Source organism: Mycolicibacterium sp. 624 (genome assembly GCF_040548615.1).
Classification (GTDB): domain Bacteria; phylum Actinomycetota; class Actinomycetes; order Mycobacteriales; family Mycobacteriaceae; genus Mycobacterium.
The window spans coordinates 907,493-927,494 of sequence record NZ_JBEPRZ010000002.1; the positions used below are offsets into that span (position 1 = coordinate 907,493).

General features: G+C 66.9%; 21 protein-coding genes. 8 read left to right on the plus strand and 13 right to left on the minus strand.

The genetic code is table 11. The features are described from left to right. Positions 1 to 21 precede the first annotated feature (21 nt). The 7 genes from ABIA65_RS11350 to ABIA65_RS11380 are packed head-to-tail and all read right to left on the minus strand — an operon-like array spanning position 22 to position 8,002. A complete protein-coding gene (locus ABIA65_RS11350) occupies positions 22 to 1,023 on the minus strand; it encodes an ornithine cyclodeaminase family protein (RefSeq protein WP_354523552.1) in 1,002 nt (333 codons plus the stop codon). Beyond that, positions 1,020 to 1,499, minus strand: coding sequence for a thioesterase family protein (locus ABIA65_RS11355; protein WP_354523553.1), 480 nt, complete (start codon positions 1,497 to 1,499; stop codon positions 1,020 to 1,022). Before ABIA65_RS11355 ends, ABIA65_RS11350 begins: the two co-directional genes overlap by 4 nt. Further along, positions 1,496 to 2,452: a 3-hydroxyacyl-CoA dehydrogenase NAD-binding domain-containing protein gene (locus ABIA65_RS11360; RefSeq protein WP_241403219.1), complete on the minus strand. Its 957-nt coding sequence runs from the start codon at positions 2,450 to 2,452 to the stop codon at positions 1,496 to 1,498. Before ABIA65_RS11360 ends, ABIA65_RS11355 begins: the two co-directional genes overlap by 4 nt. Continuing rightward, on the minus strand, positions 2,443 to 3,300 hold the full coding sequence (locus ABIA65_RS11365) for a carbon-nitrogen hydrolase family protein (RefSeq protein WP_354523554.1): 858 nt from the start codon (positions 3,298 to 3,300) through the stop codon (positions 2,443 to 2,445). The genes ABIA65_RS11360 and ABIA65_RS11365 overlap by 10 nt, the downstream gene beginning before the upstream one ends. Further along, a complete protein-coding gene (locus ABIA65_RS11370; protein ID WP_241403217.1) occupies positions 3,297 to 4,247 on the minus strand; it encodes a beta-keto acid cleavage family enzyme in 951 nt (316 codons plus the stop codon). The genes ABIA65_RS11365 and ABIA65_RS11370 overlap by 4 nt, the downstream gene beginning before the upstream one ends. A 27-nt stretch (positions 4,248 to 4,274) precedes the next feature. Continuing rightward, positions 4,275 to 6,785 (minus strand): CoA transferase, encoded by a 2,511-nt coding sequence (locus ABIA65_RS11375; protein ID WP_354523555.1) that lies wholly within the window; start codon positions 6,783 to 6,785, stop codon positions 4,275 to 4,277. Continuing rightward, positions 6,782 to 8,002: an NAD(P)/FAD-dependent oxidoreductase gene (locus ABIA65_RS11380; protein WP_354523556.1), complete on the minus strand. Its 1,221-nt coding sequence runs from the start codon at positions 8,000 to 8,002 to the stop codon at positions 6,782 to 6,784. The genes ABIA65_RS11375 and ABIA65_RS11380 overlap by 4 nt, the downstream gene beginning before the upstream one ends. Positions 8,003 to 8,199: 197 nt before the next feature. On the opposite strand from ABIA65_RS11380, the gene ABIA65_RS11385 reads away from it, so the two are divergent. From ABIA65_RS11385 to ABIA65_RS11405, 5 genes are all read left to right on the plus strand, one after another. Next, on the plus strand, positions 8,200 to 9,063 hold the full coding sequence (locus ABIA65_RS11385) for a transporter substrate-binding domain-containing protein (RefSeq protein ID WP_354523557.1): 864 nt from the start codon (positions 8,200 to 8,202) through the stop codon (positions 9,061 to 9,063). A gap of 1 nt (position 9,064) precedes the next feature. Continuing rightward, positions 9,065 to 9,976, plus strand: coding sequence for an amino acid ABC transporter permease (locus ABIA65_RS11390; RefSeq protein WP_354523558.1), 912 nt, complete (start codon positions 9,065 to 9,067; stop codon positions 9,974 to 9,976). After that, positions 9,973 to 10,737, plus strand: a complete 765-nt coding sequence (locus tag ABIA65_RS11395; protein WP_241403212.1) for an amino acid ABC transporter ATP-binding protein — start codon at positions 9,973 to 9,975, stop codon at positions 10,735 to 10,737. Before ABIA65_RS11390 ends, ABIA65_RS11395 begins: the two co-directional genes overlap by 4 nt. A 70-nt stretch (positions 10,738 to 10,807) precedes the next feature. Then, positions 10,808 to 11,479, plus strand: a complete 672-nt coding sequence (locus ABIA65_RS11400; protein WP_241403211.1) for a GntR family transcriptional regulator — start codon at positions 10,808 to 10,810, stop codon at positions 11,477 to 11,479. A gap of 56 nt (positions 11,480 to 11,535) precedes the next feature. Continuing rightward, positions 11,536 to 11,997 (plus strand): VOC family protein, encoded by a 462-nt coding sequence (locus ABIA65_RS11405; RefSeq protein WP_241403210.1) that lies wholly within the window; start codon positions 11,536 to 11,538, stop codon positions 11,995 to 11,997. A 5-nt stretch (positions 11,998 to 12,002) separates the two neighbouring features. Here the strand turns inward: ABIA65_RS11405 and ABIA65_RS11410 are convergent, their stop codons facing one another. Both ABIA65_RS11410 and ABIA65_RS11415 read right to left on the minus strand, forming a co-directional pair. After that, positions 12,003 to 13,682: an FAD-dependent oxidoreductase gene (locus ABIA65_RS11410; RefSeq protein WP_354523559.1), complete on the minus strand. Its 1,680-nt coding sequence runs from the start codon at positions 13,680 to 13,682 to the stop codon at positions 12,003 to 12,005. A 4-nt stretch (positions 13,683 to 13,686) separates the two neighbouring features. Next, on the minus strand, positions 13,687 to 14,727 hold the full coding sequence (locus ABIA65_RS11415) for an AurF N-oxygenase family protein (protein ID WP_241403208.1): 1,041 nt from the start codon (positions 14,725 to 14,727) through the stop codon (positions 13,687 to 13,689). A 138-nt stretch (positions 14,728 to 14,865) separates the two neighbouring features. Between ABIA65_RS11415 and map the strand changes: the two genes are divergently transcribed. Beyond that, positions 14,866 to 15,630: a type I methionyl aminopeptidase gene (gene map / locus ABIA65_RS11420; protein WP_241403207.1), complete on the plus strand. Its 765-nt coding sequence runs from the start codon at positions 14,866 to 14,868 to the stop codon at positions 15,628 to 15,630. A gap of 27 nt (positions 15,631 to 15,657) precedes the next feature. Here map and ABIA65_RS11425 read toward each other — a convergent pair whose 3' ends face one another. After that, a complete protein-coding gene (locus tag ABIA65_RS11425; RefSeq protein ID WP_354523560.1) occupies positions 15,658 to 16,167 on the minus strand; it encodes a CAP domain-containing protein in 510 nt (169 codons plus the stop codon). A gap of 148 nt (positions 16,168 to 16,315) precedes the next feature. On the opposite strand from ABIA65_RS11425, the gene serC reads away from it, so the two are divergent. Together serC and sepH are read left to right on the plus strand one after the other, a co-directional pair. Beyond that, complete coding sequence (gene serC, locus ABIA65_RS11430) at positions 16,316 to 17,422, plus strand: phosphoserine transaminase (protein WP_241403205.1); 1,107 nt, start codon at positions 16,316 to 16,318, stop codon at positions 17,420 to 17,422. Positions 17,423 to 17,544: 122 nt separating this feature from the next. Beyond that, positions 17,545 to 18,354, plus strand: a complete 810-nt coding sequence (sepH, locus tag ABIA65_RS11435) for a septation protein SepH (RefSeq protein WP_241403204.1) — start codon at positions 17,545 to 17,547, stop codon at positions 18,352 to 18,354. 15 nt (positions 18,355 to 18,369) lie between these two features. Here the strand turns inward: sepH and ABIA65_RS11440 are convergent, their stop codons facing one another. From ABIA65_RS11440 to ABIA65_RS11450, 3 genes are read right to left on the minus strand one after another with little or no spacing between them, the layout of a single operon-like run. Further along, complete coding sequence (locus ABIA65_RS11440) at positions 18,370 to 18,642, minus strand: DUF2537 domain-containing protein (protein WP_241403203.1); 273 nt, start codon at positions 18,640 to 18,642, stop codon at positions 18,370 to 18,372. After that, positions 18,639 to 19,505, minus strand: a complete 867-nt coding sequence (locus ABIA65_RS11445; protein ID WP_241403202.1) for a TrmH family RNA methyltransferase — start codon at positions 19,503 to 19,505, stop codon at positions 18,639 to 18,641. Before ABIA65_RS11445 ends, ABIA65_RS11440 begins: the two co-directional genes overlap by 4 nt. Further along, positions 19,502 to 19,933, minus strand: coding sequence for an Rv0880 family HTH-type transcriptional regulator (locus ABIA65_RS11450; protein WP_241403201.1), 432 nt, complete (start codon positions 19,931 to 19,933; stop codon positions 19,502 to 19,504). The genes ABIA65_RS11445 and ABIA65_RS11450 overlap by 4 nt, the downstream gene beginning before the upstream one ends. Positions 19,934 to 20,002: the final 69 nt, after the last annotated feature.

The window sequence follows — 20,002 nt, forward strand, 5'->3', positions numbered from 1 at the left end:
GGTGTCGCCTGACTGGACTGGTCACCACTGCACCGTGGTGCCCAGACCCAGTTCCCGAGCACGGCGGTAGATCGACCAGGCGGCGGCTGCGTCCTGGACGCCGAGTCCCACCGAAAGGTAGGTGGTCACGCCGGGTGCCGGCGGGGGTGCCGCGCCGATGATCACGTGCCCCAGTTCGGTGACCGCGGTGTCAATGTTGCGGCGTTGCAGATCCACCAGCGGTCCGCAATGAGCCCGCGCGGTTGGAGCGTGGTCGACGACGACCGTCGTGCTGCGTTGCAGTGTGTCAGCACCGATTTCGCAGCGGTGGGATTCAAAGCTGCCGATGCTTATCACCAGCGCTTCGGGGGCGAGGACCTCGGCGTCGAACAGTGGCTCGACGGCTTGGGTTGCCGTCACCACGATGTCGGCGCCATGCAGGGTGTCGCCGACCGTTGCCGTTGAGGCGATCGTGATGCCCCGTGCCCGAAGTCCTTCCACGGCCTGTCCGACCTGTTCGGTGTCTGGCGACCAGAGCGTGAACGACGCTGACGGGAAGCGACGGTGCAGGCTGTGGACGTGCGCCACGCCTTGTTGTCCAGAGCCCAGCACCGCGATCTGGGCGGCCTGGCCCGCCAGATTGGTGGCGGCCACAGCCGAGGCGGCCGCGGTGCGGCGCGCGGTGATCGCCGTGCCGTCGAGTATGGCCACAGGGATTCCGGTGTCGGGGTGCAGCAACACCACCATCGCGTGAATGCTCGGCAGCCCCTGCTCGGTGTTGCCTGGGTTGACGCTGCCGAATTTCGAGATGGGTCCGGTGTCACGGTTGAGTCGTGCGGCGTAGCAGAACACTGTGCTGTCGTCACCGGCATGGCCGCCACCGATCTTGTCGGGTTGCCAGGCGTTACCGTTGGCCAGCTCGGTGAAGGCCTCGACCTGGCTGGCGTAGGCCATGTCGAGGGTGTAGAGGCTCGTGATGATCTCTGGGCTCAGCAGATGCAGGCCCTCGACGTCCGCGAGTGTGTCGACGCACGTTGCGGTCACTGGGTTGCTCCGACGGTGGCCGAGATCGGTCCCGTGTGCCCGTGCTGTCGATAGCCGGCCAGCTCCGTCTGGACGGCAGCCGGGAACGGCACCACCCTCTCCTGTTCGCGGTTGACGTGAAGTCCGACGACTTCTTCAGTGGCACAGAGCTTTTCACCGACATACATGTCGTGGACGCTGTGCAGGCGTTTGCCGTCGACGGCGGTGATTCGGTTTCGGATCTCGATGGTGCTGTCGGCACGCACCTGATGCAGATAGCGGACGTGGGCTTCGACGGTGAACACTGCGCAGTTGGTGGCCGCGCGGTAGGGCTCGCCGAGACCGACATGGGTGAGCATGTCGTCTATCGCGCGGCTGAACAGCAGCACGTAGTAGCCCTCGGAGAGATGGCCGTTGTAGTCGATCCAGGCATCATCGACAGTTGCCCAGGTGGGCGGCAGCCTTGGGGTCGGGCTGCGCTGGCTGATGTCGGTCATGACGGCTGCTCGGCGCGTCGCAGCGTGCGCAGAATCGCGGCAATGGAGGCGTCGCGTTCACTCGTCAGGTCGGCGACGTCGCGACCATCGGTGGTGGCGATGGCACCGTCGATGAGGTGCTGCTTGAGCGTCTTGGACAACTCCGGGCTGGCCAGCCGCGACCACTGCGAGTACTCGGTCGGATCGAAGTGTTCCAACGCATGTGCAATGCCACCGTGGCCGCCAGCCAGGTGGAACGTGGTGAAGGGGCCGTGGAACGCCCACCGCAACCCGGGACCGTCGGTGACGGCGCGGTCGATCTGCTCGATGGTCGCCTCGCCTGCGGCCACCATGTGCAGCGCTTCACGCCACAGGGCCTCCTGCAGACGGTTCGCGATGAAGCCCGGCACTTCGGAGTCCATGGTGATGACCGATTTGCCCGCAGCGGTGTAGAACGCCGACGCCCACGCGACCGCGGCCGCAGACGTGCTGCGGCCACCGACCACCTCCACCAACGGCAACAGGTAGGGCGGATTGAACGGGTGCCCGACGACGAAACGCTCGGGGCGCGTGGCACCGACCTGCATATCGGTCATGGGGTGACCCGCCGTCGACGATGCCACCACCACGTCGGGGCTGCTAGCCGAGTCGATGTGCGCCAGCAGGTCGATCTTGGTCGGCAGCGCCTCGGGGCCGCTCTCCTGGATGAAGTCGGCGTCCGCAACTGCCGAGTCCAGCGTGCGTGCCGCGACGAGGCGACCCGGATCTGCACCCGGGGCCAGACCCAGCTCGGTGAGGACGGGCCAGACCGCCTCGACACGGTGTCGCACCTTGGCCTCGGCGTCGGGCGCGGGATCCCACATGTGAACGTCGTAGCCGCGGGCCAGGAAGTGCGCCACCCAGCCGCCGCCGATGACACCGGCTCCGATACAGGCGACGGTCTTCACGTCCTCGGGGCTCAGTTTCACGTGCATGGCAATGCCTTTCGGTTCGGTGCGGGCAGTTGGGGTTCGAGGTGCGCGAGCCCGGCATACAGATTCGGCCGGCGTTCGGCGAGGTAACTGAAGTCGTGACGGGCAGCGGCGACCGCGGGGATACAGATATCGGCGGTCAGCAGGGTGGGTGATGTGTCGGCACGCGCGATGAGCTCCCCGCCGGGTCCATGGACGACGGTTCTGCCGACGTAGTGGGTGTTGCGTTCGGTCCCACAGCGATTCACGTACGCGACGTAGGTCTGGTTCTCCCATGCACGGGTCCAGACCAGGTGCTCGTTGATGGCCGCGTAGGGCTCCATGTTCGAGGTGGGTACCGCGATGAGCTGCGCGCCGGACAACGCCGCGAGTCGGGCCGGCTCCGGAAACTCCAGTTCGAAGCAGATGAGCACGCCGATGCGTACCCCGCGGTAGTCCACGATGGTGGCCGGGTGGGCTCCGGGGCGAAACCTGTCCTTGTCGATCGCCCCGTACAGGTGCGACTTGTGGTGCACACCAAGGGTTTGTCCGGTGTCGTCGACGAATACCGCGGCGTTGGAGATACCCCCTTCGGGCAGCGCTATGGGCAGACCGGCCAGGATGGCGATGCGATGTCGGGCCGCGATGGCGGCGACCCGGCCGGCCAGATCGCGGTCGGGCTCCAAAAGCGGCGCTAAATCACCGCAGTCATAGCCGGTCAAGAACATCTCGGGAGTGATCAGCAGGTCTGCGCCGTCGCCGCGGGCTTGCACAGCGGCGCGGTCAACCAGATCGAGGTTGTGTTCCACGTCGCCGGGTCGTCCCTCGGCCTGCATACAGCTGATGCGCAGCACGTCAGTGGCATGGTTCACGACTGTGCCTCCGCAGTCGGCCGAGTGGAGTACCACGGGCCGAGCTGGGCGCGCAGCTGGTCGGGTGTGGTGATGCCGCGTTCCAGTTGTGCGGCGATTCCGACAGCCGCAGCGACCAATTCGGCCGAGTCCTTGGCCTGCTCGCGGCGCCGGATCCGCAGGTTGTCCTCGATACCGACCCGGATGTCGTAACCGCCGGCGGCGGCCACCGCTGCCATCCGCAGCTGTGCGGGGTAGCCGACAGCGGCGACACTGACCGCGGCCAGGTCAGCGCCAAGGATGCGTTGGGCGGCCTGTTCGAGAGCGAACAAGTCGTGCAGGCTGTTCCCCGCCCCGCCGAGCGCGCCGAGAACGAACTGGATGCGCACGGGGCCGTGCAGTGTTCCCTCGTCGAGCAGGAATCGGGCCATGTTCAGATGACCGAGGTCATAGACCTCCAGTTCCGGGCACACCCCGAGATCGCGGAAGGTGGCAGCGAAGTCGCGCATCATGGCCAGCGTGTTGGTGAACACGACGCGACCGGAGTTGGCCAGAACGTCACGCTCCCACTGGTGTTGCACTTCGGGCCAACGTTCCTTGGTGGGGAAGCCCTCAAAGTTCATCGTCCCCAGATTGAGGGTGGCGATATCGGGTCGGGTGGCGATGACGCCCTGCAGCCGGTCCGCGGCAGTCATGTCCACTGAGCCACCGGTGGTGACATTGATGACAACGTCGCACTGGCTGCGGATCTGGTCGACGATCTGGGCGAACATCGACGCCGATCCCGTGGGGCGCCCGTCGATCTCGCGGGCGTGCAGGTGAACGGCGGTGGCGCCGGCGGCGGCTGCGTCGATCGCGGCCTTGGCGATGGCCTCCGGTCCGCACGGGACTGCGGGGCTCTGGCTGGGCAGCACGTCGCCGCCGGTCACGGCTGCGGTGATGGCCACCGGATCGTAGGTCGTTCTCATGGGTTACTCCTCTGTCGTGAAGTGGGATTACAGCGGTAGGTAGGTGGCTTTCGGTGTCCAGCGATCGGTGACGACACCAGCGGTGCTCAGCTCGGCGATCTGGTCGCCGGTGTAGCCAAGCGCTGCCAGCACCTCGTGGGTGTGTTCTCCGAATCGTGGTGCTGGACCGGGCATCTGCAGTCGCATTCGACTGGTTCTGATGGCGTTCGGTGCTGCCATGTCAACCCACCGGCCCAGTGGATGGCGGTCGTGGCGCACGAAGAGCATGGTGGTTGATCCCAGCGGGACTGGTCCGGCCGATTCGGTCACCGTGTTGCGTTGCTTCAGATCGGCGATCGCTTCGACGCGGTGCACACCGAACGGGCTACCGGCCAGCGCGGCACACCAGTACGCGACGTCGCGCCCAAGGAATGTCTGCGCGAGGTAGTCGGCCACCTCGACGTCATCGCCGTCGACGGGAAGCCCGCCGAATGCCTCGAGATCGGCCAGGTCACCGAGATCGCCTGTGCGGCCAGCGAAGAACAGCGGCCCGTCGGCGGCCTGGTAACTGCGGTAGCAGGAGTTCTCGCCGTGGGCCAGGCGTCCATGTGGTTCATCGAAGGGGTCCCGGCCGGGGTGGTCGTACATGAACGGAATCTGGAGGAACTGTCCGGCGGCGGCCAGCGACACGCGAGCGGGCTCGCTGTGCTGGGTGCGGCGCTGTTGCAGCAGTGCTGCCACTGCCGCTGCACTGGCCAGGAAGCCGGCGAGTGCGTCGATGGTGCCGAGGTGGGCGTGTTCCTCCGGTGTTTGGGCTGATCCACCAAAGCGCGTCATGATGCCGGTGCAGGCCTGGACGTTGTCGTCGTAGCCGGGAACCTCGCTGCGCGGGCCGGGCCGCTGACCTCCGTAGGCGTCGATGCGCACCATGGCGATATCGGGGTTGATCGCCTTGAGCCGCTGCGGGGTGAGCCCCAGCGCATTCATTTGGCGGGTCACGCCGTTGAACGTGACCACGTCATGTTCGGCGACGAGCTTGTCCAAGATGGCCTGCCCCGCCGGGGTGGTCAGGTCAACGAGGGCGCTGCGTTTGCCGCGGTTGGCGTGCAGGCCGACGACGATGTTGTGGTAGGGGTCGAAAGTCGGTGTGGGAGGGTCGATCTTGGTGACGGTGGCTCCAAATCGGGCCAACGTGGATCCGATCGTTGGGCCGGCGATGACATTGGTGATGTCGAGGATGCGCACCCCGCTCAGCGGCAGTGCCCCGTCCGGCGCTCCTGCGAGGCCACCGATGGTCGGGGTCTGCTCGCCCAGCAGGGCGAGGATGTCGTAGCGGTCGGTGTCGAGCGCTGGCGCCGACGCGGTGTTGAGCGGGCTGTTCTCTGTCCAGATCACCGGCCCAGGTCGCAGCAGGCGCCCGTACCGGGGGTCGGGGACCTCCACCATGAGTCCGGCGGTGCGGGCATGGTCGCTGTGCATCCACTCCGCGCTGCTGCGATGGGCCGCTCCGGGGATACGGGCAGCGTCGAATCGCGCCTCCCACTCCGTACTCGAGTGCTGAGCGAAGGCAGCCTCGATGGGGCCGGCAAGCTGCCGGGTCCAGTTCTCGGACAGCGGGTATGCCAACAACGTGCAGTCGACACCTGCCGGCCAGTCGGCGTGATCCAGATAGGGATCGACGACTGGGACTGTGGCGGCGAACTGATCCCACAACCCCAGGGTCTTCAACGCGGTGATGGCGTGGGTCCGGTGCGCGGGGCAGCAGTTGTAGAACAGCCGCCCGTCGGCGCATCGGTAACTGCGATAGAACGGGTCAAGCAGTTCCTGCAGTTCGTCATAGGACATGTCCATCGCCTGACCGTCGGCACGGCGACGGTCAATCTCCAGTTCGCGCAATGACAGGTAGCGCGGCGGTAGGTCGTCAACTCGTAACGAGTTGTAGGCCAGTCCCTCGAGCACGGCATCCGCCAGCGGCACCTCGATGTGCTCACCGCAGCCGGAGGACATCCTGTCCAGCAGTGCCACAACCACAGCCAGGGCTCCAAGCGCTGCCGCGTAGGCAGATGCCAGCGGCAGCGGGCTGTAGGACGGGTTGATGCCCATCAGCACCCGGTTGAGGCCCATGTCGGTGTATCCGCCGGTGGCTGACAGGACGATGCCCTCCCACCCCGGCAGCTGGGCGCGGGTGGGGTCGGTGGCCGAGAAGCCCGGTAGTGACAGGTAGATCAGTCGCGGTTGCGCGCGTCGCAACTCCGTGGCGTCCAGGCCGAGGCGGGACATGACACCGGGACGGAAGTTCTCCACGACCACATCGGCGGTCCTGATCAAGTCCTGCGCGGTGGCGCGGTCAACGCTCGACTTGAGGTCCAAGGCGATGGAGCGCTTGCCGCGATTCAGCGCCGCGGTGGCGGGGCTGTCCCAGGCCGGACCCGTGGGCGGGTCGATGCGGATGACCTCAGCGCCCAGATCACCGAGGATCATGGCGACGGCCGGCCCGGCCACATACTGGCCGAAGTCGACAACCCGGATACCCGACAAGGGTGCCGCGAGGGATGTCATCGTGTGCTCCTTGTCAAGGTCTGCTGAAGCAGCCGTGCGGCCAGCTCAGCGGTGGCCGGTGCCAGCGTCATGCCCAGGGGACCATGCCCTGCGGCAACCACCATGTTGCCGAGAAGACGCCGCGTGACCGGTAGGCCGGACGCAGTCATGGGTCTTGCGCCCCAGAACTTTTGGCCATCGTCGGTGATCGCAGACAACGACGGCACTAGCCGGTTCGCGGTTGCCCGCAGACGATCGAACACCTCCTGCGGCGGCGCCTCATCGGGATCGCCGCCGAATCGCATGCCGCCGGTCAGACGCACCATGCCAGCCGTCGCGTTGATAACCACATGGTCGTCCACCGACATCAGCGCCACATCGGGTGCCTGGCCGCTGTCAGCCGGCAGGGTGAGGCTCCAGCCCTGAGCGGGCGCGATCCCGGGAACCCCGAGTCCAAGCCGCCGGGCTAGCACCGTGGTGCGGTGACCGGCCGCAAGCACGACCGCATGCGCGGGAATGTCGCCACCATCGGTGCGAACCGCAGTGACCCGATCACCGTCGCGAATCAGCCCGGTGGCCAACGCACGCACTGTGCGCGCACCGTGCTTCGCGGCGGCGCTGAGCACCGCCCGGCATGCCGACGTCGGATCCACCGCCGCGTCGTCGGGGAAGTGGACAGCGCCGACCACGGTTTCACTCAGGTGCTGAACCCGCTCGCGGGCGGCTTCACCGGATAGCGTCTCCATGCGAACACCGAGCCGCCGCAACGCATTCGCAGCCTTGGTGTGCGCGCGCAGCGCCGCCGGTGTCTCCGCCGCGTGCAGCCAGCCGCATCGCCGCACCTCCAAGGGGATGCCCTCGCGCGCGGCGAGCCGTTCGTAGGCGTCAATGCTGCGCGCGCCCATACTCACCAACTCAGGAGCCACACGTACCGCGCGGCCGGGCCTCGACGCGACGACGAACCGCGCCAACCAGGACAGCGTGTCAGCCGTTATCGGCCGTGCGAACGACACTGCGCTATCGGCGCTGAACAGTGAGGCCAACCCTGCGCTCAGCGTCGCTGGATTGGCCATCGGGAGGCAGTAGCTCGGCACCAGCATTCCGGCGTTGCCGGTCGACGCTCCCGATGCGGGTGCGGGGTCCACGATGACTACCGATTCGCCGGCGCGGGCGAGTTCGTAGGCGCAGTACGCACCGATGATGCCGCCGCCGATCACGACAGTGCCACTGTGATCCATCACACTTCCTTTCAGTGAGGTATTACACCTTACATACGGGATTGCGGTTTGACCAGACCGTCCGCCCCGGCGACGTGAAACACGAAAAGCCCAGGTCGTGTCAACATCGCTGTGATTGACACCACTCCATACGATACCTAAGGTGTAAAACCTTACTTGTTCGAGCGGTGAATCAGACCACGAAAGAGGGACGGCGGATGAGCATTGGCGGACTGAGGAGACGGGGCGCAACAGCGTGTACCGGTGTCGCCGCGGCGTTGTTGATCGCGGGATGCTCGGGGGGCGGTGAACGAGTCGACAGCGTGCCCGGCGAGCAGCGAACCGCTCGCATGGCGACGTCCGTTGGACTCGCGCCCTACGAGGTGCTCGGCGCCGACGGCAAGACCGTCGAGGGTTTCGAACCCGATTACGTCAACGAGATGGCGCGCCGTGCAGGTGTCCAGCTGGAGTGGATTCCGACGAATTATGAGTCGCTGATGCCGGGCGTCTCCGCCGGCCGATACGACATCGCAGGCAACGGGATGTTCAACACGCAGGCACGTTCCGAGCAGTTCGACATGCTCAACTACTTCGCCGACTCGTCCGTACTCCTGGTTACCCGAGGAAATCCTCTTGGCATCAAGGATTTTGACGACGTGTGCGGTCGCACCGTGGCCGTTCAAGCGGGCTCGAAGTATCCGGACACCGTCGCGCGCCTGTCCCGGGAACACTGTGAGAGCTCGGGCCGCCCGGCGATCATGACCATCTCCTACGGCGATCCCGCGGGCCACGTGCTGCTGATGCAACAAGGTCGCGCTGATGCCACCGCGACCGCGCGTCTGGTCGCCGATTACGCCAGTCACGTCGGCGGTAGCGACCTCGAATCGGTGGACACCACAACGTTCGACGAAACCACGTATGCGCTGATCTTCCCCAAGGGCAGCCCCCTGGTTGAACCGTTCCGCCACGCGCTGCAGACGATGATCGACGACGGCACTTACGCGACCATCTCCGACCGGTGGGGCCTGCAGGGCGGCAGGATCGCCATGGCAACCATTGGGATGCCCCCGGAGGGGAAGTGACGTGGTCCCTCCGACTCAGACAGACACAGGCGCCCCGCAGACCGCACGCTCCGTCGTCGAGCGCACCGTCGGGCGACCGCACTACGGCCGATGGGCTTCCGCGGTTGCCCTCGTGGCAGGCGCGGCGCTCGTCATCCGACAGTTCGCGTACGCCGACATCGACTGGGCGATCATTCCGGGCTACCTCACCTCACCAGTGATCCTGGAAGGTCTGCGCGGCACGATGCTGCTCACCGCACTGGCCATGCTGCTGGGCATCGTTGTGGGCGTCGCGATCGCGATCATGGATCTGTCAGCCAACCCCGTCGCCGTCGCAGCGGCCAAGTTCTACCTGTGGTTCTTCCGCGGCGTTCCCGTTCTGGTGCAACTGCTGCTGTGGTTCAACATCGGCCTGGTCGTCGACTACGTGAACCTGGGCCCCATCTACCAAGGGCCGGCGAACGCCCTCATCACTCCCCTGCTCGCCGCCCTACTTGGCCTAGGCCTGGCCGAGGGCGCCAGCATGGGCGAGATCGTCCGCAGCGGCATCCTCGCCGTCGACCCGGGCCAACTACAGGCAGCCCGAGCCCTGGGGTTCACCAAAGCGCGTGCGATGCGCCGCATCGTGCTCCCCCAGGCCATGCGCGTCATCGTGCCCCCGACCGGCAACGAGGCCATCAACATGACCAAGTACACCTCGCTGGCCTTCGCGGTGTCCTATGCCGAGTTGCTCAGCAGCGCCGGCAAGATCTACGCAAGCAACTTCAAGATCGTCGAACTGCTGCTGACGATCACCATCTGGTATCTCGCACTGACCACCGTCCTGATGGCCGTGCAGCGTCTCATCGAATCGAGATTCTCCCGCGGTTACGGGTCGCAGCGGACGCCCAAGCCCGCGCGATTCACGGTGCGCAAGATCGGTGTGACGGCATGACTCCGCTTATCAACGCAGAGGCCGTGGTCAAACGGTTCAACGGCCTCACGGTGCTCAACGAAGTCGACCTACAGGTCACCAGAGGTGAGACGGTGTGCATCATCGGCCCATCCGGATCGGGCAAGTCGACACTCCTGCGTTGCCTCAACCACCTCGAACCCATCGACGCTGGTCGGATAGAGATCAACGGCGAGACCATCGGCTACGAGCGCCACCGAGGGCGTCTGCGCGAACTGACCGACCGCGATATCGCCAGGCAGCGTCAACACGTCGGGATGGTGTTCCAATCGTTCAACCTCTTCGCCCACCGCACGGTGCTGCAGAACATCATCGAGGCCCCCACCCAGATCAAGGGCGAACCACGTAACGACGCCGTGGCGCACGCTCACGACCTTCTGCAGAAGGTCGGCCTAGCCGATCGAGCCGGCGCCTACCCGCGCGAGTTGTCGGGCGGCCAACAACAGCGAGTCGCCATCGCGCGGGCACTGGCCATGCGCCCCGCCGTCATGCTGTTCGACGAACCCACCTCGGCTCTCGACCCCGAACTCGTCGGGGAGGTGCTCACCGTCATGAAGGGCCTCGCTGCATCCGGAATGACCATGATCGTCGTGACGCACGAACTCGGATTTGCCCGCGACGTCGCCGACCGTCTGATCTTCATGGACAACGGCACCGTCATCGAGGAAGGACCGCCCACCGAACTCCTGACCAACCCCCGCGAGCAACGCACGAAGACCTTCCTTCGCACTGTGTTGCCCTAGCCGCGTCGTAATGTATGACACCCTGGGTGTGACACCTTAATGGCGTGCGAGGGATTTGAAGGGAACGGGTGTGTCGATAACCGAAAGCGCCGGGTTGACCCGCCATAGCCTGCGTGACGACGCCGTACGTGTTCTGCGGGCGCGCATCAACTCCGGCGCATTCGTCCCCGACACCATCTACGCCGTCGGGCAGGTCGCAGAGGAACTCAAGGTCTCGATCACCCCGATCCGGGAAGCGCTGCTCACGCTCGCTCAAGACGGACTCATTGAAATGCTGCGCAACAAGGGTTTCAAGGTTCGAGTGCTCTCCGAGCGGGAGCTGGACAACATCATCGACCTACGGCTGATGATCGAACCGGTCGCCATGCGCGAAGTCGCCCAACGCCGACTCGTCACCGACCTACAACCTTTACGCGCACTGGCTGCGCGTGCCGATCAAGCGGCAGAAGCGGGAAACTGGACCGAATTCCTCGACTGCGACCGTCAAATGCACCTGCAACTACTGGAATCGCTCAACAATCCGTACCTCGTTGACGCCGTCAGCAGACTGCGCGATCAAAGCCGCCTGTACGGGCTGAACAAGGTCGCAGGCACCGAAGCGTTCCGCGTCTCGACCCATGAGCACAGCACCATCCTCGACGCCGTCGAACGCGGCGACGGCCCCGCCGCCGAACGGCTGACAGCCCATCACATCACGCATACCCGCGGCGTGTGGGCGGGGAAGTCTGAGCCCTTGCGATGAGTTTCCCCCGAGCGGATGGTCGGTAGTGGTGAACATCCCCTTCGAGAGGAGCCCTCATGACCGAGCCGACACGTCCCACCGCCCCCTTCCTCGTCCCACACCTGGTCGTCGACGACGCCGCCGCAGCCATTGACTTCTACGTCAAGGCATTCGGGGCCACCGAGTGGATCCGTATGCCCGGACCCGACGGCAAGTTGATCCACGCCGCGCTGGACATCAACGGGACGATGGTCATGCTGAATGACGACTTCCCCGAGATGAGCGGGGGAAAGTCGATGACGCCGACCGCCCTTGGTGGCAGCCCAGTCACCATCCACCTGCAGTTCGCCGACGACGTCGATGCCAGATTCCAAAGGGCACTCGATGCCGGCGCCACCGTCATCGCCCCACTGGAGGACCAGTTCTGGGGCGACCGCTACGGCGCCGTCCGTGATCCGTTCGGGCATCACTGGTCGTTGGCGCAGACCGTTCGTGAGGTGGACATGAACGAGGTCGCCAAGTCGATGGGTCAGGGCTGAAACCGCTAGCGGCGCAATCCCGCGAGCAGTCGCCGGCCCAGTGACGGGGTCGGTGCGCTCGCCGCTGCATCGAGCATCTCGGGAATCGTGGTGAACTTGTCGCGGGGCCGCGAATCGCCGCCGCGGGCGATCTCCGCAGTATCGATGGCCTTCCATCCGGCACCGTCGACGACGTCGGGTTGACGGCCACGCACCAACCGGTCCAGTGCGGCCGACCCACTCGACGGATCGGCGAGCCGACCCGCGTTGTAGTCGGCCACCAACTCAGCGACGGTCTGTGCCGCACACGACTTGTTGGTGCCGATGAATCCGGTGGGCCCGCGTTTGATCCAGCCGGCGACATACGTGCCGGGCACCGCGGTCTCACTGCCTGGATCGAGGACCCGCCCGGCGTCGTTGGGCACCACGCCGGCGTCGTCGTCGAACGGCAGGTCGCGAATTGGCTTGCCGCGGTAGCCGATCGACGTCAGGATCAACCCGGCCTCCAGCGACCGAAGCTCGTCGGTGCCGGTGACCGCGAAGGCCATACCCTCCACACGTGACTCGCCGAGCACGCGCTGCGGGGTGAGGCGGTAGGCCAGCCTGATGCGGGGTCCGGCGCTGGGAGCCGAGGCGTCCGGCAGCTTTGACAGGATCTCAAGTTTGTTGCGGGTCAACGGATCGGTTTCACAGGCGAGATCGCGCAGCACCAGGTCGTGATCCGCGGTGTCGAGCACCACCTCGTGGGTGGCGGTCAACCCGATCAACTCGGGCAGCGTGAAGGCGGACTGCGCGGGCCCGCGCCGGGCCGCGATAACGACCTCCTGGACGCGCGAGTCGCGCAGCGCCGCCAACCCCTGATCGGATATGTCGGTGCGGGCCAAGACATCCGGGTCGCTCGTCAGAATCCGGGCGACGTCAAGTGCGACGTTGCCGTTGCCGACGATCACCACCCGCTCGTGGCTCAGATCCACCGGAAGCGTGGTGCAGTCGGGATGCCCGTTGATCCACGCCACCAGTTCGGTGGCGGTTCCGCAGCCCGGCAGACCCATGCCCTCGACATCGAGCCGACGGTCGTTGGGCGCTCCCACGGCGTAGAGCACGGCATGGTGATGTGCCATCAACTCGGCGTGGCTGACATGGGCTCCGACCTCGACGTTGAGGTAGAAGGTGAATCCCGACGTGCGCGCCGTCCGGTCGAACAGCCAGGTGACACGCTTGGTGGTCTGGTGATCGGGGGCGACGCCGGCCCGGACCAACCCGTACGGCGTCGGCAGCTTCTCGAAGACGTTGACGCGCACACCCTTCTGCGTCAGCAGCTCGTCGGCGGCATACATGGCTGCCGGCCCGGACCCGACGATCGCCACGGTCAACGGGCCGCTCGGACGCGGGTGAATCATCGGCGCCTCGAGCACCGGCGCCAGCTTCGACGTCGGCGGCAGCTTGCCCTCGCGCTTCGGGTAGAAGGACGCGTTGAGTTCGATGAACGGCAGCTGCTGCGGCTCGAGCTTGCTGTCGGGCGCGATGGCGCCGACGGGACAGGCCGAGACGCAGGCTCCACAGTCGACGCAGGCCACTGGGTCGATGTAGAGCATCTCTGCTGTCGCGAAGCCGGGCTCATCCGGTGACGGATGGATGCAGTTCACCGGACACGCGTAGACACAGGACCCGTCGCTGCAACACGACTGGGTGATGACGTGCGGCATGCGCCTACGCGACCGGGACCAGGTGCTGGCGCGCGGGCTCGCTGCGGTAGCGGCTCGGCGCGCCGTTGATCCGGCAGATCCGCCACATGATCTTGGCGAGCGGGTTCATCAGGCCGGTGTCGTGGGCCAGCATCCGCACGTCGCCGAACATGTCGCGCAGCATCTGCCGAGACTCGGGCGAGCGGAAGAAGATCTCCTTGCGCACCGAGCGCGGGATGTCGAATTCCTTCCAGAACGCCCGCGGCGGCACGATGATGGCCGAGCACAGGATCCGCATCGTCAGCGGGACGTAGAGCGACAACCAGAACCGCTTCCGTCGCGGCAGATGGGGAACGCGCTTGCGCAGGTACTCGTGGGCGAATGAGATGTGCCGCGCCTCCTCCGCCACGTGAATGGCCATGACGCGCTCCATGATCGGATGCAGGGTCTTGCCCTCGCGCAGGACGTTCTTCTGTGTGTGGTCGATCGGCTCCTCGCCGGCGAGGATGCCGAACCAGAACGGAATCGGCAGCGGTCCGGCGACCAGCGGGATGGTCGGCTGAATCCACTTGAGCAGCCGCGGCATGCCGGGCACATCGGCGCCGATGCGGTTCACCATCTCCTGGAACATCAGGGTGTGGTTGCACTCCTCGACCGCCTCGTGCAGGCAGTACCGGTACTCGGGTGAGCCGTTGGGTGTCCAGAACGCGTACTCCATCAGGCCGCGGATCAGGATCGACTCGAAGTGCAGGCCGACCTTGGCGACGTTGGCCTGGCGCCACATGCCGATCTCGATCTGGCGTTCCCTGGACTGCGCCTGGTACCAGGGGTGCTTGCCGAAGGGGTCCGTCCCGGGCAGGATCCAGCGGTCGTCATCCGGGATCACCGCGAACTCGGGCGAGTCCCAGTCGATGTCGGTGTAGGGATTGAAGTTGCGTCGCACCGACCCCTCGGACAGTGTGGTGAGCATGTCCACGTATGCGGTGTCGTCGAGGACGTCCATGTTCTTGCGCCAGCGCCGGATGATGCGCGTCCGACCCGGTGTGGGTGCTGTCTTGACGGCCATTCGAAGCCTCCCGTGAGGTTTACATTTGTCGGCTTGCTGTCTAAATACAGTACCCGTGGTCCCAGGTTTTGAACATGACTTGCGCGATATGTGCGCCAGCCCGGCAATCCCCATCACATGTGAGGCAGGTCACACTCAATGGTCGAGCTGAAGAGCGCTGCCCAGATCGAGTCGATGGCCGCGGCGGGCGCCGTCGTCGCTGAGGCGCTGCGCGCAGTCGTCGCGCACGCCGCCCCGGGCTGCTCCACCAAGGACCTCGACGCCGTGGCCGCCGACGTGCTGGCCAAGCACGGGGCCACATCGCCGTTCCTGAATTACCACCCGCGGTGGGCACCCTCACCGTTTCCCGCGGTCCTGTGCACCAGCGTCAACGACGCCGTCGTGCACGGCATCCCCACGACAGCGGTGCTGGCCGAGGGCGACCTGGTCTCGGTGGACTTCGGTGCAGTCCTTGGCGGCTGGTGTGGTGACGCCGCACGCAGCTTCGTCATCGGCGCGGCAGATCCCCGCGACACCGCGCTCATCGAGGCGACCGACGCCGCCCTGGCCGCGGGTATCGCCGCGGTCCGACCGGGAAACACCCTCGGCGACATCGGCCACGCGATCGCCACGTCCGCCCGGCGGGCCGGGTACGGCATGCTCGCCGACCACGGCGGTCACGGCATCGGCCGCACCATGCACGAGGATCCCCACGTACCCAACGAGGGCCGTCGCGGCAAGGGCATGAAGCTGCGGCCCGGGCTTGTCATCGCGATCGAACCCATGCTGATCGCCGACGGCTCCGACGACTACACGCACGACTCGGACGGCTGGACGCTGCGCACCGCCAGCGGGGCGCGCGCCGCCCACAGCGAGCACACCGTCGCCGTCACCGCCGACGGAGCCCGAATCCTGACCAACTGACGACGACCGGGAAGTATTTCGGCGGCGCTACCTGGTCCCGAAATCCCCGGTCGCGGTCATCTTGTTGCCGTCGCTGACCGCCGAGAACCCCGCCTCGGTCAAACCACAGTCGGTGATGATCGCGCGGTGCCCCGGGCTGTTCATCCACGAGGTGACCGCGGTCGCGGGGTTGCCTGCCGAGCCGGTGCCCCAGAAGACGACCTCGCCGACTTCGGCGTACTGCGTGTAGCCGGCATCCGTGACGCGCTGGACCAGGGAGGAGCCGTCCGAACCGGTGTGCTCCGCCACTCCGCTCACGAGCATGTCCCTGGCGTGCCGCTCCGCGGATGCGGTCAGAGCCGGATTGGCCGCGACGGGGCCGCAGCCGTTCGCCGCCCGCGTCGCGTTGATCTCGCTCAGTACCACGCCGCCCTGATCACCACCCACGGGTCCATCCGGGCCATCAGCCTGGGCCGGCACCACGGCGAGCGTCGTTCCGAACACCACCATGGCCGCCACACATACCGAGTAAAGCGTCGACGTTCCTACGCGACTCATCACATGCCCTCCAAGAGGTCAATCCCCGACCCCTTCCCCGGGTGGACACCACGGGGTTCAATGCCAGGAGGGGGTACCCACATTTCTGGGTTTTCCGCACGCCCTCCCCGCCAGAAAGTGCACGAGTCCGGTCACTACCCTTATCGGCATGGCCGAACTCGTGATCCCCGCCGACCTCAAGCCCGCCGACGGACGCTTCGGATGCGGGCCGTCCAAGGTCCGTCCCGAACAGCTGCAGGCGCTCGCCGCCGCGGGCCACCTGTTCGGCACGTCGCATCGGCAGGCTCCGGTGAAGAACCTGGTCGGCCAGGTCCGCGACGGCATCCGGTCTCTCTTCGCGCTGCCCGACGGCTACGAGGTCATCCTCGGCAACGGCGGCTCCACGGCGTTCTGGGACGCCGCCGCGTTCGGCCTCGTCGACAAGCGCTCACTGCACCTGACCTACGGCGAGTTCAGCGCGAAGTTCGCCTCGGCCGTCGCGGCCAATCCCTTCGTCGGCGAGCCCATCGTCATCAAGGCCGACGCAGGCAGTGCGTCCCAGCCGCAGTCGGATCCGTCGGTGGACGTCATCGCGTGGGCCCACAATGAGACCTCGACGGGCGTCGCACTGCCGGTGCAGCGGCCCGCCGGCGACGCCCTGGTCGTCATCGATGCGACATCAGCGGCCGGCGGCCTGCCCGTCGACATCACCGATACCGACGCCTACTACTTCGCGCCGCAGAAGAACTTCGCCTCCGATGGCGGCCTATGGCTCGCCGTCATGAGCCCCGCCGCCCTGGCCCGCGTCGAGTCGATCGCCGCGTCGGGCCGGTGGGTGCCCGACTTCCTGTCGCTGCCGATCGCGATCGACAACAGCCTCAAGAACCAGACGTACAACACACCGGCCATCGGCACGCTGGTGATGATGGCCGAGCAGCTCGACTGGCTCAACGGCAACGGCGGCCTGGACTGGGCCGTCAAGCGCACAGCCGACTCGTCGTCGCGGCTGTACTCGTGGGCCGAGGCGTCGAGCTACGCCACACCGTTCGTTGCCGACCCCGCCCTGCGCTCGCAGGTCGTCGGCACCATCGACTTCAGCGATTCGGTCGATGCCGCCGCGGTCGCCAAGGTGCTCCGCGCCAACGGCATCGTCGACACCGAGCCCTACCGCAAGCTCGGCCGCAACCAGCTCCGGATCGCGATGTTCCCCGCCGTCGAACCCGACGACATCAGTGCGCTCACCGCGTGCGTCGACTGGGTCGTTGAGCGGTTGTAGGCAAGTACGCATTTAGCCAGCACCTGCAGTCAACCCCCGCGTGTCAACGCGGTCACGAGTCGGTAACGCAGTAGGGTCATCGGTTAAGCCGCGCTAGGTCCGGCGGCCAGAGGAGGTCTGGAATGCGGGAACTCAAGGTTGTTGGACTCGACGTCGACGCCGATCGCATCATCTGCGAAAGCACGGACTCCCCAGAGAAGTTCATCCTGAATGTCGATGACCGCCTGCGCGCCGCAGTGCGCGGGGAGCGCGTCATATCGCGTCAACCCGAAGTCGAGGTCGAGATTCCGAACACGTTGCGCCCCCGAGATATCCAAGCCAAGATCCGCGCGGGCGCATCCGTCGAACAGGTCGCCTCGGCGGCCGGTGTCGACATCGCACGCGTCGAGAGATTCGCCCACCCGGTACTGCTGGAGCGCTCCCGCGCGGCCGAACTCGCGACCGCCGCACACCCGGTGCTCGCCGACGGCCCGTCGGTGCTGACACTGCTCGAGACGGTGACGACGTCACTCGTGGGACGCGGCCTCGACCCGGAGTCGACGAATTGGGACGCCTGGCGCAATGAGGACGGCCGCTGGACGGTACAGCTGGCGTGGAAGGCCGGCAGGTCGGACAACGTCGCGCACTTCCGGTTCACACCCGGCGCACACGGCGGCACGGCCACCGCGTTCGACGATGCCGCCGCCGAACTCGTCGATCCCGACTTCGACCGGCGTCCGCTGCGGGCCGTGGCACCCGTGCCGCAGCTGGACTTCTCGGTGCCCGCACCGGTGGCCCCGCCGGCACCTGCTCCTGCGCCCGAACCGGTCGCCGCACCCGAACCGCCAGCCGCCCCGCCCGCAGCCAAGCCGGCACGCGCGCGTCGGCGCAAGCCTGAGGTGCCTGCCTGGGAGGACGTCCTGCTGGGCGTCCGCTCCGGCACCCAGCCGTGAGCTGATGCTGGCGGTCTAGCCGCCGAGCACGATCGCCAGCATCGCCAGCCAACCGATCGCGACGCCGACGGCACTGCCCAGGACGAACCACCGCCACACCGGGCGGGTGCGCCAGCCCCACACCGTCGGCGCGAGACCACCCACCGCGACGATGTTGAGACCCACCGCCAGTAGCGGATGCACACGGGTAAGACCGAGACTCAGCACGATGATCGCCGCAGCCGTGAGCGCCGCGACGAACGCGGCCACCGTCAGCCCGGTCCCCCAGGGCGTGGCTTCGTCGGTCACTGGTGGCCCTCCCCGGTCGCTTCGCTCCTGCCCGTCGCCACCCTAGCCCGCTCGTAGAACGCCAGCGCGGCAGCAGTCGCGACGTTGAGCGAGTCGGTGCCACGCGACATCGGGATCCGCACGCGCACATCGCTCGCACGCATCGCCCGCTCACTCAGGCCGGGCCCCTCGGCGCCGACGAGCATCGCGACCCGATCATCGGCCAGCCCCGCCATCGCCTCCGCCAGCGATGGCGCGGCAGGAGCGGGCGTCATGGCCAGCAACCGGAACCCCTTGTCTCGCAGCGTATCCAGATCAGCCGGCCAGTCCGGCGCCCAGGCGTAGGGCACCAGCAGCGCATGCCCCATGGAGACCCGGACCGCCCGCCGGTAGAGCGGATCGGCGCAGCCGGTGCCGAACACCACCGCGTCAACGTCCAGGCCCGCCGCGTTGCGGAAGATCGAGCCCAGATTCTCGTGGTCGTTGACACCCTCGAGCACCGCCACGGTGCGGGCGCCGTCCAGCACCGCCTCCAGCGTCAACTCCGCGGGCCGGGCAGCCGCCGCGAGAACCCCGCGATTGAGGTGGAAGCCGACCACCTCGGCCATCACCTCAGCGCTGGCGCGGTAGTACGGGGCGTCGGTGCGCGCGAGGTCATCGGTCAGCTCGCGCAGCCGCCGGTCGGTGCCGAGGAACGCGCGCGGGGTGAACCGCGACACCAGCATGCGTTGCACCACCAGCACACCCTCGGCGATCACCAAACCCTTGCCGCTCGGCAGATCCGGCCTGCGGTCAATGCTGTTGAGGTCTCGAAAGTCATCGAGTCGGGGGTCGGCCGGATCGTCAACGTCAATGACGTTGGCCGCGCGGGCGGGCCCGCTCACGTGCCTTCGTCGACGATCGCCGACATGAGATCGGCGGCCTGGAGCAGTGTCTCGCGCTGGTCGGCCGTCAGTTCGGCCAGCCGCTGCTGCAGCCATTCGCGGCTGGCGCGGCGCTCCGCCTCGATCAGCTCGAGACCCGCCTGCGACGCCGACACCAGCACCTGGCGGCCGTCGTCGGGATGAGCGGCCCGGTTCACGAAGCCCAGGTCGGCCAGCGAGGCGATAACCCGCGTCATCGACGGCGGACGCACGCGTTCACGCACGGCCAGCGCACCGGGGGTCATCGGTCCCTCCTTGGCCAGCGAGGCCAGCGCCGACAACTGCGACAGCGACACCGGTGAATCCGGCCTGCGGAAGCGCAACTGCCTGGCCAGCCGCACCACCGCCAACGACAGGTCGCTGGCCAGGCGGGCGTTGGCGTCGCTCACGAGGCATCAGACTACCGACCGGCCACCTCGATCGGTCGCAGGGACGCAGCCGCACATCGACTAGGTTGA